The sequence below is a fragment of the Aliamphritea ceti genome (assembly GCF_024347215.1).
Lineage (GTDB): Bacteria > Pseudomonadota > Gammaproteobacteria > Pseudomonadales > Balneatricaceae > Amphritea > Amphritea ceti.
In genome coordinates, this window is the sequence record NZ_AP025282.1 from 2,554,508 (window position 1) to 2,573,559 (window position 19,052).

Annotated in this window: 15 protein-coding genes; 14 read left to right on the plus strand and 1 reads right to left on the minus strand. The window is 40.2% G+C overall.

The genetic code is table 11. From position 1 onward, the window contains the following. The first annotated feature begins 1 nt into the window (after position 1). The 14 genes from OCU49_RS11615 to OCU49_RS11680 all read left to right on the plus strand — a co-directional run bounded on the left by OCU49_RS11615 (position 2) and on the right by OCU49_RS11680 (position 17,715). Complete coding sequence (locus OCU49_RS11615; protein ID WP_261845144.1) at positions 2 to 793, plus strand: ABC transporter permease; 792 nt, start codon at positions 2 to 4, stop codon at positions 791 to 793. Further along, positions 790 to 1,449 carry an ABC transporter ATP-binding protein gene (locus tag OCU49_RS11620; RefSeq protein WP_261845145.1) on the plus strand — a complete coding sequence of 220 codons (660 nt, stop codon included), beginning with the start codon at positions 790 to 792 and terminating at the stop codon, positions 1,447 to 1,449. Before OCU49_RS11615 ends, OCU49_RS11620 begins: the two co-directional genes overlap by 4 nt. A gap of 42 nt (positions 1,450 to 1,491) precedes the next feature. After that, complete coding sequence (locus OCU49_RS11625; RefSeq protein ID WP_261845146.1) at positions 1,492 to 2,583, plus strand: KpsE/RkpR family capsule polysaccharide export protein; 1,092 nt, start codon at positions 1,492 to 1,494, stop codon at positions 2,581 to 2,583. A 17-nt stretch (positions 2,584 to 2,600) separates the two neighbouring features. Beyond that, the gene (locus OCU49_RS11630) at positions 2,601 to 6,062 is read left to right on the plus strand and encodes a capsular polysaccharide export protein, LipB/KpsS family (protein WP_261845147.1); all 3,462 of its coding nucleotides are present in this window, start codon (positions 2,601 to 2,603) and stop codon (positions 6,060 to 6,062) included. Position 6,063: 1 nt separating this feature from the next. Further along, a complete protein-coding gene (locus OCU49_RS11635) occupies positions 6,064 to 7,017 on the plus strand; it encodes a hypothetical protein (protein WP_261845148.1) in 954 nt (317 codons plus the stop codon). 26 nt (positions 7,018 to 7,043) lie between these two features. Then, the gene (pseB, locus tag OCU49_RS11640) at positions 7,044 to 8,042 is read left to right on the plus strand and encodes a UDP-N-acetylglucosamine 4,6-dehydratase (inverting) (protein ID WP_261845149.1); all 999 of its coding nucleotides are present in this window, start codon (positions 7,044 to 7,046) and stop codon (positions 8,040 to 8,042) included. 2 nt (positions 8,043 to 8,044) lie between these two features. Continuing rightward, entirely contained in the window at positions 8,045 to 9,202 is a 1,158-nt protein-coding gene (gene pseC, locus OCU49_RS11645; RefSeq protein WP_261845150.1) for a UDP-4-amino-4,6-dideoxy-N-acetyl-beta-L-altrosamine transaminase, read from the plus strand. Continuing rightward, complete coding sequence (gene pseF / locus OCU49_RS11650) at positions 9,199 to 9,885, plus strand: pseudaminic acid cytidylyltransferase (protein WP_261845151.1); 687 nt, start codon at positions 9,199 to 9,201, stop codon at positions 9,883 to 9,885. The genes pseC and pseF overlap by 4 nt, the downstream gene beginning before the upstream one ends. Next, positions 9,879 to 10,985, plus strand: coding sequence for a UDP-2,4-diacetamido-2,4,6-trideoxy-beta-L-altropyranose hydrolase (gene pseG, locus OCU49_RS11655; protein WP_261845152.1), 1,107 nt, complete (start codon positions 9,879 to 9,881; stop codon positions 10,983 to 10,985). The genes pseF and pseG overlap by 7 nt, the downstream gene beginning before the upstream one ends. A gap of 4 nt (positions 10,986 to 10,989) precedes the next feature. After that, the gene (gene pseH, locus OCU49_RS11660) at positions 10,990 to 11,502 is read left to right on the plus strand and encodes a UDP-4-amino-4,6-dideoxy-N-acetyl-beta-L-altrosamine N-acetyltransferase (protein ID WP_261845153.1); all 513 of its coding nucleotides are present in this window, start codon (positions 10,990 to 10,992) and stop codon (positions 11,500 to 11,502) included. Between the two features lie 3 nt (positions 11,503 to 11,505). Beyond that, a complete protein-coding gene (pseI, locus tag OCU49_RS11665; RefSeq protein ID WP_261845154.1) occupies positions 11,506 to 12,588 on the plus strand; it encodes a pseudaminic acid synthase in 1,083 nt (360 codons plus the stop codon). A 32-nt stretch (positions 12,589 to 12,620) separates the two neighbouring features. Then, on the plus strand, positions 12,621 to 14,639 hold the full coding sequence (locus OCU49_RS11670; RefSeq protein WP_261845155.1) for a capsule polysaccharide biogenesis protein: 2,019 nt from the start codon (positions 12,621 to 12,623) through the stop codon (positions 14,637 to 14,639). A 177-nt stretch (positions 14,640 to 14,816) separates the two neighbouring features. Then, positions 14,817 to 16,811 carry a capsule polysaccharide biogenesis protein gene (locus tag OCU49_RS11675; protein ID WP_261845156.1) on the plus strand — a complete coding sequence of 665 codons (1,995 nt, stop codon included), beginning with the start codon at positions 14,817 to 14,819 and terminating at the stop codon, positions 16,809 to 16,811. 97 nt (positions 16,812 to 16,908) lie between these two features. Further along, complete coding sequence (locus OCU49_RS11680) at positions 16,909 to 17,715, plus strand: SDR family NAD(P)-dependent oxidoreductase (RefSeq protein ID WP_261845157.1); 807 nt, start codon at positions 16,909 to 16,911, stop codon at positions 17,713 to 17,715. Between the two features lie 57 nt (positions 17,716 to 17,772). Here the strand turns inward: OCU49_RS11680 and OCU49_RS11685 are convergent, their stop codons facing one another. Continuing rightward, a complete protein-coding gene (locus OCU49_RS11685; protein ID WP_261845158.1) occupies positions 17,773 to 19,035 on the minus strand; it encodes a capsule polysaccharide biogenesis protein in 1,263 nt (420 codons plus the stop codon). Between the last annotated feature and the right edge of the window lie 17 nt (positions 19,036 to 19,052).

Below are 19,052 nucleotides of genomic sequence, written 5' to 3' on the forward strand. Positions count from 1 at the left end.
ATTGTTATCCCCTCGAACACCTTGGCAGGTAACGCGTGCTGTTTGGCACGCCTTGTTTTTACGTGAAGTGTTGGCTCGCACAACAATGGATCGTATGGCATGGTTTTGGATGTTACTTGAACCTATCGCTTTTATTGTCATTATGGTCTCTATAAGAACCGTGGTTTTTGGGCGAAGCAAACATATTGTTGGTGCTGAATTTGTGCCTTGGTTAGTTCTTGGCCTGTTTGGATTCTTTTTAGTGAGAGAGAGCATGATGCGTCCGATTGGTGCCGTTGATGCAAATCGAGCGCTTTATGCTTACAGGCAAGTTAAACCTGTCGATCCGGTTATTATTCGTTGCTATCTAGAGGGTATGATTAGAACTTTTATCTTCATACTTTTTATTATGATAGGTATCTTGCTTGGAATTGATCTTTTTCCAGATGAGCCGTTACGGGCGCTGTTTTATTGGTCTTCGCTATGGTTGCTGGGGGTGGGTGCAGGACTTGTGTTATCTGCCTTATCGGGTCTGGTACCGGAAGTTGGCCGGATTGTGAAAATAATCTCAATGCCCCTGCTGTTAATTTCTGGTGTGATTATTCCTCTTAATTTTTTACCCCACACTTTACTAGAGTACTTAATGTGGAATCCTATTGTTCATGGGTTAGAAGCATTACGCGGTAGTTTTTTTTATGAATATAAGAAGGTTGCAGGAGTTAGTGTTCTTTATCTTTGGAATTGGATACTGATCTTAATTGCTACAGGATTACTCTTACATATACGGTTTGAAGCGAGGTTGAAACGTAAGTGATCAAAATAGAGAACCTGTATAAACGCTATCATAACCATCACGGCAGTAAATGGGTTTTAGAGGATATTAATTTAGACATTCCTCAAAATATTAGTGTCGGATTAATTGGGCGAAATGGCGCTGGAAAATCAACACTATTGCGGCTAATTGGTGGAATGGATAGCCCTGATAAAGGGCGTGTTGTGCGTAGTTGCAGTGTCTCTTGGCCTATTGGCCTTAGTGGTGGTTTTCAAGGCTCGATGACCGGGCGGCAAAATGTCAAATTTGTGACCCGTGTATTGGGAAGTAGCGACTCTGTTGACCAAATCGTTTCTCGCGTTGAAGCATTTGCTGAAATAGGAGAGGCCTTTGATGAGCCGGTTAAAACCTACTCTTCAGGTATGAAAGCGAGGCTCAGTTTTGGTTTGTCGCTGGCATTTGACTTTGATATTTACCTGTCCGATGAAGCGACATCGGTAGGGGATAAAGCGTTTAAAGCAAAAGCGAAAGCGGCCTTTAAAGAGCGTATTAATCAAGCCAGTTTAATCATGGTTTCACATAGTGAAGGCATACTTAAAGAGCTTTGCCAAGCGGGAATTTTTCTAGATGGCGGTAAAGCATATTGGTTCGATGATATTAATGATGCCATAGCTTCATACCATGCAGGTTCTAAATAAACGCACCCATTAAAATAATTAGTGATCGGCCTAAGGTTTAATATGAAAATATTTATTAAACGCTTTCCCCATTGGGTAGCGTGTTTTGTATCAATTTTTGTTGTTGGGGTTTATTGGGGGCTCATAGCGAGTGACCGTTATATCTCTGAAGCGAATGTTGTGCTAGAAAGTCCACAAATAGCCTCTCCTACACTAGATTTTCAAACCTTATTGTCGGGTAGTGGGTCAGGTAACAGTTCAGACATGCTGTTGTTAAGGGATTATTTGCTGTCAGTTGATATGTTGAAAAAGATAGATGCGAAGTTTGCATTTCGGGAGCATTACGCTAACAGCGATATCGACTTTATATCATCATTAGCATCGACTGACGTACCGATTGAAGAGTTACATGCTTATTACCTGAAGCAGATTTCGGTAGAGCTAGATGATTACGCGCATGTATTAAGGATAAAGGTTTCTGCGTTCAGCCCTGAGATGGCGCAAAAAATAGCACTTTTCTTGCTTAAAAGTGGCGAGCAGCATATGAATGATATGGGGCAGCGTTTAGCCTCGGAGCAGGTCGCTTTTTTGGAAAAGCAAGTATCGCAGTTAAATGATATTTTCCATGCATCAAGGCAAGACATCCTTACTTATCAGAATGAAAAAGGCCTGATTTCCCCTTCTGGTACATTAGAGAATATAAATACAGTAGTGGCCAGTTTATCCGCAAAATTAGCAACTTTACGGGCACAGCGTATTGCAGAGATGAGCTATCAAAGTAAAAAATCTGCAGAGGTGCGTAGGTTGGATGCGGAGATAGCGGCATTAAGTCAACAGATTGAGATAGAGCGTTCACGGATGGCGCAAAGCTCTGGCTTGGCGTTAAATGTTCTATCGGCTGAATATCAAACATTAGAGTTAAAAATGGATTTTGCTTTGCAAAGTTATTCGGGGGCGTTAGCGGCCCTTGAAGGTACTCGAATTGAAGCAGCAAGAAAATTAAAGCAAGTGTCAATATTGCAAAATCCTACCTTTCCCGAGTATTCCGTGGAACCTCGCCGATTTTATAATGTTATTGTTTTCGTGATTATATCGGTATTTTTAAGCTTGATATTACATATGTTGATTTTAATTATTAAAGATCATCGTGATTAATTTAATAGGTTGTTAATGTGATTTTCTCTAAAAAAACAAATAGAAAATTTAATTTTATTGATACTTCGTTTTATGATGGTTTTTTTGATTTTTTTAAGAAGAAAACGCCAAAATCAGACTCGTATCCTTATGATGTTTATCATCCATATGACGTTTTGGGTGAAAAATCAGGTTATGAAGGTTTCTATTTGGTAGGTGAGAATTGGATTGATTTCCCAGAGAAACCAATAGCTTTATGTTGGGGGTTCAATGATTGGAAGTTAGGGTTCGTTGCAGCGTATCTTTCTGAGTATCGAGTTGCATTTGCTTCTAGAAAAATAAAAGATTTTATAGCATTTAGAAAGCTATTTTCTATCAAGGTAAAGCCAGCATGTTTTATTGTTTGGGGCTATAATGAAAGTTTTCTAATTCGCAGCTATTCAAAATTTGAAGGTATACCGCTTTATCGTATGGAGGACGGTTTTGTTCGTTCTGCGAGTATTGGTGCGTCTCACTCAGTCCCTTATTCTTTGGTTATAGATAAGTCTGGAGCACTCTACTACGATGGAAGTAAAATATCTGATATAGAGAATCTTCTTAATAATTATGATTATGAGGCTGACCCAACCTTACTTAATAAATCAAGGCAATCTTTAGCTTTACTACAAGAACTAAGAATTTCAAAATATAATCAATCTGATGAATTACTTACGCCACCTGTACGAAACATAAAAACTAAAACAGTCGTAGCTGTTTTAGGGCAGGTGGATTCTGATGCCTCAATTCGTTTAGGTAACCCCGATAATTGGTCATCAGAAGAGTTGGTTCGGTTGGCTGCTTATGAGAACCCAGAGTCAGAAATTTTATATAGACCTCACCCAGAAATTTACAAGGGTTATCAGAAAAGTCGATTTAAGAAAAAGAAAATAGAGAATTTTGCGGCTATATCTTCTCCTGATTTGTCTATGAGTGAGTTTCTAGATGGAGTGGATCATGTGTATACGATCACTTCCTTAACTGGTTTGGAAGCACTTATTCGTGGTATAAAAGTAACTGTTGTTGGTGTGCCCTTTTATGCAGGCTGGGGGTTAACAGATGATCGTATAACTATTAAAAGGAGGCAGAGAGCGTTAACAATAGATGAGCTGTTTGCAGGTTCTTACCTTTTGTATCCGCAGTATTTGGCGAACCTAAATGATTCTTATATCGGTTTTACTTCTGCTTGTTATCGAATAAATGCGGATCGCTTTATCGGGGTCAACGATATTTTTTCTGGGGAGCGTAAGGATTTTAGCAATGTTATAAATACAGCTTTTTGGCCTAAAGCTTTCTTTGATACTAAATTTTCTAAAGATCCTGAAGATTTAACAATGTATATATCTGCTTTGGATTTTTCGAAAGTTTTTCCGGTTGGGTGCGGAAAGATTTACCAAAGTTCTGTGATGTATGCGATTTTGGGTGTGTTAAAGAGTACTAAGCAGAAAGATGCTTTTATTCGTAAAGCTAGAGCGTTTATTAATTACGAAGTTTTAAATGATGTTTTAATATATATGGATGTTTTGTTTCCAGGTTCATATGTTTTTGAACATATTTCTTGGTTGTTGTCTGAAAATGGTGAGGCGGGTCTTTCAAATAAAATTTTATCTAAAGCAGTTCCACATGAGTTAAATGAAATAAGAGATAGTATCATTGACGAAGGGGGGGTGATTGACGAAGGGTGTATAGTCAATTTGAATTCTAATAACCTTAAATTGATGCTTCATTTATTTCAGCAGACAATATCTGCCAAAGATTTCGATACGTCCTTGTCCGTTTCAAAGCTTCTTTTGATATCTAACTATTCTATATACGATGTGCTAAAAGGGGTTTTGGCTGTATCGGAGCTTAAATTTGATTTCGAATCGTCTTTGAATATCTCTAGCTTCATGCAAGGTATAGATATTTTGAGAAATAATCGTGATTCTGTGGTTGCCGAGGTTAAATCAGTCAAGTATATCCCACCAATTACTTCTATCGAATATCATCAGCTTTTAGTGAAAATGCTGGTCTTGAAACCAGAGCAAGTTGCATTTGCATTATTTATTATTGAAAATAATCCTGATTTTTTTAATGAGAATTTTTCCAAACTAATAATTAAAGGAATATTGAATTTAGATAATGATATCTCTCGTAGAAAAGCACAGTGTTATTTAGCTCTGGAGAATCCACTAAAAGCAAAACGTACATTAGAACGTTTAATAATCAATAGTGATAACTCTGATATGACAAGAGTTATATATTCCCAAGCATTATCTTTTAATGGTGAAGTTGGAAAGGCCATGAAAGTTATGGATGCTGCTCGCTTGAAAAACCCAACTAGTGCCATTCTCAGGGAATCAATGCGCCTATGTGTATTGGAATCAAATTATGCGATGAGTTTGGAGCTTTTGAACTCGGCAGAATCACTTCGTATTAATTTAGGAGATATGCATAAGCGGAAAGCTTATTTTGGAAATCGAATGATTTTTGAAGCCTTTGATACTTTTAGGGATATTCAGTTGGTAAAAACAGTATCTAAATATTACCCAGAAAAATATTACAGTTTTAAAGAAAAGTTGCTAGGTGAGGAATTAATAACATTAATTGCAATATTTGGACCTGGTGATGAAATACGCTTTGCGTCAATATATAACATTGTTATGGATGTACTAGGTATTGATAAATTATCGATAACTTGTAGCCCTAGACTGTATGAATTGTTTTCTAGGTCTTTTCCTCGGATTAAATTTGTTCCTGTTCATCGGCCTAGAAACTTTGAGAAAATAAATCTAGAAGAATATTCTCATGTTCCAGGCTCTGATATTATAAGTGTTATTAATAATGCAGCTGTGAATTGTATTGAAGAGTCTGATTATTTTCTCTTTGTGACTGATATGCTTCATGCATGTTTGCCAAGTTATGAAGCTTTTAGTGGTGAGAAGTATTTAACTGCTGATATTGAACGGTGTAATGAATTCAAGGAGGCTTTACCTGAAGGTGAATTTATTATTGGTATAAGTTGGCGTAGTAGTTTGACTACACACTCTAGAAATGAGCACTACCTATCTATTGAGGAAATATCTCCGTTATTTAGGGTTCCAGGCATTAAATTTGTAAATCTTCAATATGATGAGTGTGATGAGGAGCTAGAGTGGGTAGAAAAACAGTATCCAGGTAAGTTGATTAATTTTTCTGACCTTGACCAGTATAATGATTTTGAAGGTGTGGCGGCTTTAATGTCTTGTTTAGACTTGATCATTTCTCCTGCAACTACTGTTGTGGAGCTTGCTGGAGCTTTAGGCATTCCTACGTGGTTGTTTTCTAATTCGTCAGAAATAGATTGGCGTAAAAAAGATAGTGAAGGTTCTGATGTTTGGCATTCCAGTGTTGAAGTTGTTGATTGCGAATCTGTAGGTAATAAACCCGAGTTGGTTAACTGTTTAAAAAGGAAGCTTGAAAATATCAAGTTTACTAGGTATTAGAATGACTAAAATTTATATTCACTTAGGTTCACATAAATCAGCATCTACGACGTTACAAAAGAATTTACGTATGAATACAGGTGTTTTATCGGAAAGTTATAATTTATTCTATAATGCGGGGCAGGAAATTCATACTACAGCTCTAGGTGTTCATTTTAGAAAACTTTCCAAGTTCCAACTTATGGATAAATCTGATTATTTAGAATCTATTGGCGAAGCTAAGAAAGCTGTTAAAGAAATGATAGAACACGCTGCAGGGAAGAATATTTTGGTTTCTTGGGAGGGGTTTTTAGGGCACTCAGCACTAGATAAATATGGTGGAATATATACACACGCGGAACGAGTTGCTGATTCTTTAAGACGTATCTTTTCAGAAAATGAGTTGCGTTTTTTACTAGTTGTACGTAGGCAGGATTCCTTTATTGAATCTTGCTACCTACAGCAGATTAAAGAAAACCGTTCTTTAAGTTTTCATGAGTTTACTGATGGGATTAATATCGATAGTTTGTCATGGTTAGATTTCTTTCTCGAATTCTATAAGTTATTTGGGAATAATGTTGCTCTATGTCCCTTCGAATATATTAAGGGTTCGGGTGCTAAAGGTTTTATTGAGTACTGTATGTCGTCACTCATGGATACGGACTTTAATGCGAGTGAGTTTTCGATTTCTGAAAAAGCTAATGCCAGCTTTTCTGAAGAAGGTGTAGATATATCACGAAGTTTGTTGCCTCAAGTATCTAAAGGACGGCGAGCTGAAATTAATAAAATATTATTTGCGGAATTTTCTAGCAGAACAGGCACAAAAGCAAAGTTTTTTTCTGAATTTGAGAAGAAGCTTATTTTAAATAAAGAGTCGGAGTCTAATTCTCGTCTTTTTAAAGAGTTTTTTGTGCATAAAGTTAAAGGTCGAGTTTTTGACTTGTCAGATGTTAATAATTATTGGAATTTAAACTAAAGTGGTTTAATAATTTAGGGTGATATATGTTAAAAGGAAAAACAATTTTAGTAACTGGAGGAACGGGTTCCTTTGGTCATACGTTTATACCAATGACATTGGAAAAATATAATCCAGCAAAAATCATTGTGTATTCCCGTGATGAGATGAAACAGTGGGAGATGGCAAAGAAATTTGAAGGCGACCCTCGTGTGCGCTTTTTTATCGGTGATGTCCGCGATAAAGAACGTTTAAATCGTGCTTTAGATGGTGTTGATTACGTTGTACACGCAGCGGCTACTAAGATTGTACCTACAGCGGAATATAATCCGTTTGAGTGTATTAAAACGAACATTAATGGTGCAATGAACCTTATCGACGTATGTATTGATAAGGGTGTTAAGCGAGTAGTAGCGCTGTCTACTGATAAAGCCAGCAGCCCAATAAACCTTTATGGTGCAACCAAACTTGCATCAGATAAGGTGTTTGTAGCGGGCAACAGCTATGCTGGCGGACACGATACACGTTTCTCTGTTGTTCGTTATGGCAATGTAATGGGATCTCGTGGATCTGTTATTCCATTTTTTATGTCTATACGTGATAAAGGTGTTTTACCGATTACGGATGACCGTATGACGCGTTTTATGATTTCTCTTGAGCAAGGTGTTGAGCTTGTTTGGCATGCATTTGATGACATGGAAGGGGGCGAAATTTACGTTAAGAAAATCCCATCAATGAAAGTGACAGACTTAGCGACTGTTATTGATCCTAAGGCAAAACAAGAAGTTGTAGGTATTCGCCCAGGTGAAAAACTTCATGAGCAGATGATCGGCGCGGAAGACTCTTATTTTACCTATGAGTACCCAGAACATTTTAAAATATTGCCAGCTATTCATAACTGGAGTAACTGCGAATCCCGTATAAAGGATGGTAAAAAAGTACCCGAGGGTTTCATCTATTCGAGTGATAATAATACCGAATGGATGAGCGCTGATGATTTGTCGGCTTGGATTGATGAAAATTCCGAGAAAATTGGAGCTATCTGAGAATGATTCCTTATGGAAAACAGGATATTACTCAGGGTGATATAGATGCTGTAGTCGAGGTACTGCAGTCGGATTTTCTTACGCAGGGGCCTAAGGGCCCTGCGTTTGAAAAAACGGTATCTGATTACTGTGGCAGTCGTCATGCTTTTGCTGTTAACAGTGCAACATCGGCATTACATATTGCTTGCCTCGCTTTAGAGTTGGGGCCTGACGATTATCTTTGGACTACCCCTGTTACTTTTGTCGCTTCCGCTAATTGTGGGTTGTATTGTGGCGCGAAAGTCGACTTTGTTGATATAGATCCAGCCACTTACAATATGAGTGTGGACGCTTTAGAACGTAAACTGCTTGAGGCTGAACCTAAGGGCATGCTGCCTAAAGTATTGGTTGCAGTGCACTTATGCGGTCAACCTTGTGAGATGGAGCGTATTCATGCGCTATCAGAGCGTTTTAATTTTCGTATAATTGAAGATGCTTCTCATGCTATAGGCGGGCGCTATAAAGATGAACCTATTGGTAATTGCCGTTATAGCGATATCACCGTTTTTAGTTTTCATCCAGTAAAAATAGTGACAACCGCAGAAGGGGGGATGGCGCTTACAAACGATGATGAAATTGCGAGGCGTTTAGCCTTGTTCCGTAGCCATGGGATCACGCGTGACAACGAGCAGATGACCAAGGAGCCTGATGGCCCATGGTATTATCAGCAAATCGAGTTGGGCTACAATTATCGCATGACCGAGCTACAAGCTGCGCTTGGCGTTAGCCAGATGGGGCGAGTTGATGCGTTTGTTTTTCGACGACATCAATTGGCGCATCGTTATTATCAAGCACTTGAGTCTTTACCTATTACCTTGCCTTGGCAGCACCCAGATAGTTATTCTGGTTTGCATCTGTTTGTTATACGTCTAAAACTTGAGCAGATTAAATTGACACATAGGGATGTGTTTGAAGCACTACGAGCAAAGGGTATTGGCGTTAATTTGCATTATATTCCAGTCCATACCCAGCCTTATTATCAAGCGACAGGCTTTAAAGCAGATGATTTTCCGGAAGCGATGAAGTATTACGCTGAGGCGATTAGTTTGCCAATGTTTCATGGTATGACAACTGAGCAGCAAGATGAGGTTATCTCTGTACTAAAAGAGGTGCTTCAGTGAAAATAGCGATAATCCCTGCGCGGGGGGGAAGCAAGCGCATACCACGGAAAAACATTAGAGAATTTTGTGGTAAGCCGATGATTGCTTGGTCTATCGAAGCAGCACTGGCCAGTGGCTGTTTTGATAAGGTGGTTGTTTCTACTGATGATGATGAGATTGCAGCCGTTGCCAAGCAATGGGGAGCTGATGTTCCCTTTATGAGGCCTGCTACATTATCGGATGACTATACGGGTACTATTCCTGTTATTGCTCATGCGGTTAAGTGGTTTAATGATAATGTCGCCCATGTTGATTTAGCCTGTTGTTTATATGCAACGGCGCCTTTTGTTCAAGCTGATGACCTGCAAAGAGGCTTAGGTATTTTAGCTGATACTGACGCTGAATATGCGTTTAGTGTTACCAGCTATCCTTTCCCTATCCAACGCGCTATAAAAATTACGTCTTCTAATAAAATCGAGATGTTTAATCCTGAGTGTTTTAATACACGGTCTCAAGACTTAGAAGAGGCGTGGCATGATGCAGGGCAGTTTTATTGGGGAAAAGCCGATGCATGGCTTAATGAATCAGCTCTTTTTGGGTTGTGTTCTTCTCCCGTACCTCTACCTAGGCATCGTGTGCAGGATATAGATACACCTGAAGATTGGATCCGTGCGGAATGGCTGTTTAAGGCTATGGAATGCTAGTTATTGCTTTTCGCGTAGATGCATCAATAGACATAGGCTCAGGTCATGTCATGCGTTGTCTAACTTTAGCGAATGCTCTACGGCAGCTGGGTGCTGAATGTGTTTTTATATGTCGAGAACATCCAGGTAATCTGATCGAGCATATTCGTAAGTATGATTTTGAGGTTTATACATTACCTGTTGTGGATGTTGAGCCAAGCAATGAAAGTGTCGAGGCTTTTAGGTCTATTCATAGTGATTGGTTAGGTTCTACATGGATGCATGATGCGACCGCCTCTTTGGCGCTCCTTAACGGATTGAAACCTCATTGGTTTATTGTTGATCATTATGCATTGGATGAACAATGGGAGAGCTTTGTTCGTCCATATTGTTCTTATCTTGGTGTGATTGACGATCTGCATGACCGACACCATAACTGTGATTTATTGGTAGATCAAACCTTAGGGTTAACGCCTGATATATATGCTCCTCTTGTTCCCACCTCTTGTGACGTTTTAACTGGGGCCATCTACGCCTTGTTAAGGCCTGAATTTAAAGAGTATAGGTTAGAGAGTATAAAGCGCAGAGACGCCTCACCTAAACTAAAGCACATTTTTGTCAATTTAGGTGGCGTGGATAAAAATAATATAACCAGTCGTGTATTAAGCGGCATTGATCAAAGTGTTTTGTTGAATGACTGTAAGATAACAGTCGTTATGGGGGCTACTTCGCAAAATGTGGAACAGGTAAAAGCGAAAGCAGAGGCTTTACGTATGGATGTGACTGTCCTTGTTGGCGCTAATAATATGGCTGAGTTAATGAGTGAGGCTGATTTAGCAATTGGCGCTGCTGGAAGTACAACGTGGGAACGTTGTTGTTTGGGGTTACCTTCAATTATGGTTGTTCTCGCGGAGAACCAGCGGGATATCGCTGAACAGTTGAGCAATCGAAGTATAGCTGACGTGGTTTTCAACATTAATACTGATTTTGAAAATAATATTGCTAGTGCTTTGAATCGTTTTACACCTGAGAAGTTGGATTTACTGAGTCATGCGTCTAGGCGAGTGACTGATGGTGGTGGCGCTACTTTTGTTGCTGCTCGGATTTTTAATAAGGAATAAATTGATGCCAAGATTTCACGTTCGTGAGATGTGTGATCAGGATTTGGAGTATGTTCTCGAGTGGAGAAACCATCCGGACATACGACGCTTTATGTACTCTCAGCAAGAGATAGGTAAAGAGGAACATTATACTTGGTTTTCAAAAGCATCTATTGATCCGACAAAGAAATTATTGATTTTTGAAGTTGATAAAGAGCCAGTTGGCTTTGTTAACTTCTCATCGATTCGCACAGGTAATATCGCTGATTGGGGGTTTTATTTGGCACCTTATGCGGCTAAGGGCACTGGCGCTGCGCTCGGGAAAACTGCATTAGATTATGCGTTTAATGATTTAGGTTTGCATAAAGTGTGCGGGGAAGCGCTCTCTTATAATCAAAAGTCGATTCGTTTTCATCAAAAAATGGGGTTTGAAATGGAAGGCGTCCTTCGTGATCAATTTTTTGATGGACAGGATTACCATAGTATTCATTGTTTTGGCTTGTTACATTCTGAATGGCCTAATTTACAGGTAGATTAATTTATGAACAATACACCCGTTATTACTATTGATGGTCGAGTCATTTCGTCTGCTCACCCTCCTTATATCATTGCTGAGCTTTCCGCAAACCATAACGGTAAAATTGAGAATGCTTTGCGTATTATCGATGAGGCTAAAAAAGCAGGTGCGGATGCGGTAAAACTTCAGACCTATACGGCTGATACAATCACATTAAATAGTGATACAGAAGATTTTCAGATCAAAGGCGGGCTTTGGGATGGAAAAACCTTGCATCAGCTGTATGAGGAAGCTCATATGCCTTGGGAATGGCATGAGGTGCTTTTTAACTATGCAAAAGAGAAAGGTATTACAATTTTTAGTTCTCCATTTGATAAAACCGCAGTAGATTTGTTAGAAGAATTAAATGCGCCTGCTTATAAAATTGCGAGCTTTGAAGCCATTGATTTACCTTTAATTCGGTACGTTGCAAGTAAAGGTAAGCCAATGATTATTTCTACCGGTATGGCTAATGAGGTAGAGATTGCTGAAGCGATAAAGGCAGCTAAGGACGGTGGTTGTAAAGAGCTAGCTATTTTGCACTGTGTTAGCGGGTACCCAGCACCAGCTGATGAATATAATTTACGCACTATAAGTGATATGTCAGAGCGCTTTGGCTTGGTAACGGGACTATCGGATCATACTTTAGATAATACGACTGCAATTGCAAGTGTTGTGCTTGGCTCTTCTATTATTGAGAAACACGTCACGCTTGACAGAAGTGGTGGCGGAGCTGATGATAGCTTTTCGTTGGAGCCTAAGGAATTGAAAGAGCTATGCCTTAATAGTAAAACGGCATGGTCAGCTCTTGGAACCGTTAATTACGGGCGTAAATCTAGTGAAATAGGTAATGCACAGTTCCGTCGATCATTATATTTTGTGAAAGATCTTAAGGCGGGTGAGCGTATTTCAGATGATGCGATTCGCAGTGTTAGGCCCGGATTTGGCTTAGCGCCAAAGCATTACGACCAGCTTATAGGAAGCGTGGTTTTAAGTGACGTGTCTGCGAATACACCCGTTACCTTAGACAAGGTGGATATTTCCATTTTGGATGCTAACAACGCATAACGCTTGTTTTTAGGCTGGAGGGCGAATTTTAAATGAGCAAGCTTCGTTGTGCTTATGTTGTTTCAGTATTGCATGTAGCATTGTGGAGAAATCGAAGCTTAGCTTTTTTTCTTGATGGGGATCTAAAAACAGATTGGCCGGGTATTAGAGATAGCCAGTGTATAAGGCTGGGATGGGGGCGTAAGAAAAGTGGTTTAAATGCGGTTAGATTAGCTGCTGAGTGTGTACTACTTGAAGATGGTTTTTTGCGTTCCCTTGGTTTGGCGAGCATGGGTTACGAACCCTGTAGTTTGGTCCTCGATAACACCGGTATTTATTATGACGCCTCTTCTCCATCTGACCTTGAGATAATAATTAGGGATTCTGATTTTGCGCTTGATGATTTGCAGCGCGCAGCGCGCTGTATAGAGCTAATCAAAAAAAACAGACTGTCTAAATATAATCATGCTCCTGATATTACGTTATTTGATAGTACGACACGTTCCCGCATTTTGGTTATAGACCAAACATGGGGGGATGCTTCGATTGTTTATGGTGGTGCTGATTCGTCAACGTTTGAGACGATGTTAACCACTGCAACTTTGGAGCACCCTGAGGCGGAGATTCTAGTTAAAATCCACCCAGATGTACTTGCTGGAAAAAAGAAAGGCCATCTTCTAGATGCGGCTAAAAATAAGAATTGTCGTATTATTGCTGAAGATGTATCCCCTTGGTCACTTCTTGATTTAGTTCAGCATGTGTATGTTGTGACAAGTCAGTTTGGTTTTGATGCATTATTGGCAAATAAAAAGGTTACATGCTTCGGAATGCCATTTTATGCTGGATGGGGGCTCACTGATGATCGTCTATCTTGTGCTAGACGAGGGAAGGTCCGGTCGTTAGAGACTGTATTTTATGCGGCTTATATTCAATATAGTAAGTATATAAATCCTTACACGCTTCATCGATGTGAGTTGGAAGATACAGTCCGACTTATCTCTCACCAGAAACAGCATTTAGAAAAACACAGAGGCCGTTGGTTGCTCTTTGGATTTTCTAAATGGAAAACTCGTTTTATTACCGATTTTTTAAACATTGGTGCCAATGTTTTATATACAAAAAATATTAAGAACGATCTTTATAAGTTAGCTCCTGGTGACAATTTACTTGTGTGGGGGCGTTATTTAGATGACGAAAGCCGCTCTTTATGTGATCAGTTAAATATTAAAATTTGGCATATGGAAGATGGTTTTCTTCGCTCTGTAGGGTTAGGGGTTCACCTTGTTCGCCCTCTCTCTCTTGTGGTTGACTCATCTGGTATGTATTACGATGCTCGTACCTCAAGTGATTTGGAGGTGATGCTTAACACCTATCAATTTGATCGTGAAATATTGAATCGTGCGAAAGCTGTATGGGACCAACTGGTTACTTTTAGGCTGTCTAAATACAATGTTGGTCATGCCGAAAAGCTTATTTTGCCGACCGATAAAGCCATTATTCTTGTTCCCGGGCAAGTTGAGGATGATGCGTCCGTTCTTTTAGGGTCGCCCGAAATAACGTCGAATAGCAGCTTACTTGTGGCTGTGCGTGAAAATAATCCGGATGCATTTGTTATATATAAACCACATCCGGATGTGTTAAGTGGGGTTCGTTCCGGAGGGTTGACGGTCTCTGCTACAGAGCTTTATGACTTACAGGTAGAAGACATTCATATAGCTGACTTGTATGACATGGTTGATGAGGTCCATACAATGACATCTCTAGCTGGTTTTGAAGCACTTTTAAGAGGTAAAAAGGTTGTCACTTATGGGATGCCTTTTTATGCAGGGTGGGGGCTTACGGTTGATAAACTTGTGTGTGAACGGCGGCAGCGGACGCTGTCATTAGAGGCGTTAATTGCAGGTGCTTTAATTCTATACCCTACCTATGTTGACCCTGATTCAGGGCAGGTATGTGATATAGAAACCATTATGGAGCTGCTTGTGAGGGGTAAAGATAAGGTTCAAACAGCACCATTTAAACTGCGTATTTATCGGACCATTCAATCCTTCTTTAATCGTTTTCTATCCTAATACACTTTTTATCTAAGCCTGGTTTGTTGCATATGATGATTGCCTCACTAATAGCTTGCTAGTTTTTTTGGGTGGATAGTCTGTTATCAGTGGATAATTTACAATGTTTGTTGTGTTTTCTCAGCGGTGGGCAATAAAGTCGCTTGTGATACAACTTTTTTATAGTAGGGCGTGTTTGTGATTGGTTTTTGTAAAAGGAAAATCGGCCGTTTACCTCATGTAGCGCTGTTACTAGAAAAAAAGCCGCAACGTTTACTCCCTTGGCGGCGCGTTAGAGCTCTTTCTGCAATATTAGGGTGGGGGGCAATGGCTTTAAATAGCAAAGAGCAGCGCCTAGCTTTTAAGTATGGCGTGCCTTATATCGCCTTGGAAGAGGGGTTTCTTCAGCCTTTAACGAAAGATCTAAAGAATCAAAAACTACATAGCCTGATTGTCGATAGACAGGGCATTTTTTATGATGCTACCTGTTGTAGTGATTTAGAATGTTTAATTGCACAAGCCGGTTTTTCGTCAGCAGAGTTAGCGAGGGCTAAGCGCGGTCTTGTGCGTTTGCAGGAGTATAAGGGGTTACAGGCTAAAGAATCTGTAACGGCGATGATGGCGCGATTGTCCGGTAATAAACCTAAAGTGCTAATTGTAGATCAGGAGCAGGGGGAGGTATCCATTGCTCTTGGGCTGGCAAATGGCGATAGCTTTGTCACGATGTTTCAAACGGCTTGTCAAGAAAACCCTGATGCGGACATTATAGTTTTAACTCCCTTAGGGAGTATTGCAGGTAGGAAAAAAAGTTATTTGTTACAGCGAGCTCAAGAGTATGGTTGTACTGTCGTTGAACAAGACGCCACCACAACGGGTTTATTGAGTAGTGTCGATAAGGTGTACGTGGTCACAAGCTCATTAGGTTTTGATGGGCTGCTCGCGGGCAAAGATGTTTTTTGTTTTGGCGTTCCTTTCTATGCCGGTTGGGGGTTAACCCATGATCAGCTCTCTATTTCTCGTCGAAGTGTTTCACGCTCTTTGGCGCAAGTATTTGCTGCTGTTTATTTTCATTATTGTCATTATATTAACCCTTATACAGGCCTTCAGTGTGAGTTTGAACAAGCATTAAGTTTGTTGCATGATCAGGAGCGGCAGCGAGCGCGGTTTTCAGGACGATGGTTGGGTATTGGATTTGGGTATTGGAAAAAAGGCTTCGTACCTTATTTTTTGGGTGATAAGTCGGGTATTAGGTTTGTTAAATCCTGCCCTCCTGCAATAGATAGCGCTAATGAAAAATTACTTGTGTGGGCTTCTGATGGGGAGTCCATTGATGGTGTTGGTAGATACAATCCATTATTGCCTCTTCATTTTATGGAAGATGGTTTTATTCGTTCTGTTGGTTTAGGGGCTGATGCAGTCAATCCATTATCTTTGGTCATAGATGATAGAGGGATTTATTATAATGCCACAGAGCCCTCTGAGCTTGAATCTTTACTTGAAAATGGCCGTTTTTCAGAGGCGCTTGTGCAGCGTGCTGCTCAGCTACGGCAGTCTTTAGTGCAACTCAAGTTAAGTAAATATAATGTGGGTGAGGAAAAACGATTAAACATACCTAAAAATCGTCGAATTATTCTTGTGCCTGGACAGGTGGAAACCGATGCATCAATTCGTACAGGTTCGCCCAGCTTAAAAACGAATGCTGAACTACTGTTTGAGGTTAGGCGCTTAAATCCTGATGCTTATATTATTTATAAGCCTCACCCCGATGTGGTTGTGGGGGCACGGCTAGCTGAAGTCAATCGAGATGAAATGGTGGGTAGTTATGACCTGCTGGTCACTGACATTGCGATGCCGGAATTATTGTGTGATGTTGATGAGGTTCACACATTAACATCATTAACGGGCTTTGAGGCTTTACTCCGAGGTATAAAAGTATATACGTATGGAATGCCCTTTTATGCGGGTTGGGGGATTACGGTCGACCGACATCAGAGTCCCCGCCGCACCCGCCAGCTCACTGTTGACCAGCTGGTTGCTGGGACTTTAATTTTATATCCGACTTATGTTGATCCTGAATCAGGTGATCAGATTAATGTTGAAACAGCTGTTGAGCTTATTAACCAACAGAGGCAAAAGCCTGTTCGAAAAACATTGAACTCATGGGTATGGCAGAAGGTACGTAAACCAGAATAGTTGGCTGTATTAAAGATATTTGAGCTAAAAGGTATATTGTTCTGTTAAATCGAGCTAAATAATTACATTTATTTTTTATCTTGTAGGAATCGTTATTGTGTTAAAAGGTTGTTTTAATCGAAGGGACCTGCATCAGCCGACGGAAATATTGATTACCGGCGCGACGGGGGCTATTGGTGGCGCCTTGGCTAAGTTATATGCCAAACCTGGTGTCACGTTACACCTTCAGGGACGACAGCAAGATATACTTCAACAGGTTAGTCGAGAGTGTTGCTCTTTAGGCGCTGACGTGAATATATATTGTATAGACTTACTCGATACTACCGCGCTACTTACTTGGTTAAAGCACATTGATGATTTATCTCCCATTGATCTGTTTATTGCTAATGCGGGTATGAATATCAATATTGGCTGTGAGAGCCTTGGTGAAAATGAGGAGGAGATGGCCCAGCTTTTAGATTTGAATGTTAAGGCAACTCTTCTTATGAGTGGTTATTTGGCGAAAGCGATGCGTAAGCGGGGCCGTGGAAAAATTGCCTTAATTAGTTCACTGGCAGGGTTTTATGGTTTACCTATTATGCCGAGTTATTGCGCCAGTAAAGCTGCAGTTAAAGCTTATGGAGAAGGGTTAAGAGGGTGGTTGGCCGGTTCAGGTGTTAGTGTGTGTGTTGTCATGCCAGGGAATATTCAATCTGCTATGTGTGAGGCAATGCCGGGGCCTAAGCCTTTAATGATGACACCTGAATCTGCTGCTCGCACTATTGTACGAGGCCTCGCTAATAATACGGCGAGAATTAGCTTTCCATTTCCATTAAATCTGGGGTCTTGGTTTCTCATGCTTTTGCCAGATACGGTATCTCAGAAGATACTTCAGTTATTGGGTTATACTCGGCCTACTAAGTGATATTCATTTTTTACTGAGTAGGCCTGTATCGCGACATGTTCACCCGTTGTTGTGTGATTAAGGGAGTATCTTTTTTTGGCGCGGAGGGAGTGGTAGAAATGCATCCGGTTGGTTAACCGTGTTGTTGATTAATCGGTCACTCATCTCCTCTATGGCTATTTTTCGTCCTTTTTTTGAGATAAAGCTACCGTGAACCTGAATTGTTGCGGCCATCAATCGAACGAATGCCTCTACTAAATGTGGGGTTGGCGTAGCGGGTTGTATAAAAAAGTTTGTTAAGCTTTGCTGGCTCGTGAGTCCAGGGATGTCATACATTGCATCGCCAAGTGTGAGCACAGGCTTTAATTTCTGAATAGCGATAACACCAACTGTACTATTTATTGTGATGGTCCCCGCGCAATCGATTAGCATATGGTCGAGGTTGCCACCATCGACGCACCATACTCTACCGTTTAAATTATAGCGGCTTGTTTCTTCACTAATGATGTTTAACCAATCTTCAATTCCGTTGTCCATTGGATGAACTTTAAAAAGAAGGTGGGTTTCATGCTCAGCACTGTCTTTTAACGCGCTAATAGCTAAGCTGATAGCTTCTCGTTGGTGGTTGAAGGGTGAATTTTCACGTAATTGGTAATCATTTTGCATTTGTAAGGGGAATAAAAAAAAGCGGCCACCTTTCAGTTTTTTTACAATGGTGAGGGCTGCTTTTTCATTTTTTTTAGCTTTGAATAAGCGAGGAATATAATTAATGTATTCGTATAGTGGATTGTAGACCTTGTCCGCTTGGTAGTTACGGAAGAACAGAAAGTCAAAATAATTCGCAAGATTATAGACGACCTCATTCCATGCTTCTTGCCAGAACGGGTGGTGGAGACCTTTTTGTATTGTCGGTGCAGGGAGTTTCTTTCCTGCTTTGAGTATATGATCTGGATCTATTGGAAAATGAGATAGGCGCGACATACCGCCGTGTTCTAGTGTGATCCAATAAGGCCTTAGGTAGCCGTTCTCATAAGTAATCGCATTAATTCCGAGTTCCTGTGCAATATCCATTGCACAGCGGTGGTAAGGTAACCTGTCGGCATAATAAACGAGATCTGTAACGTGGTTCTGTTTAATAAAATTACTCAGGAATGATTTCCAGCCTGCTAATTTTCCACGGTAGTTAATTGCACCGGGTCCTTGCCAAAATAACCAGTCGCCTAGGCAAAGATTAATCTTAAAACATGTTGCTCCATTCTGTTGTAATCCCTTACTGAGTAAAGCGCTAAACCCCGACGGAGGTCCTTGTAATAAAAGAAAAACTTTTTTGTCACTGTGCAACTTACTATCCTTTATCT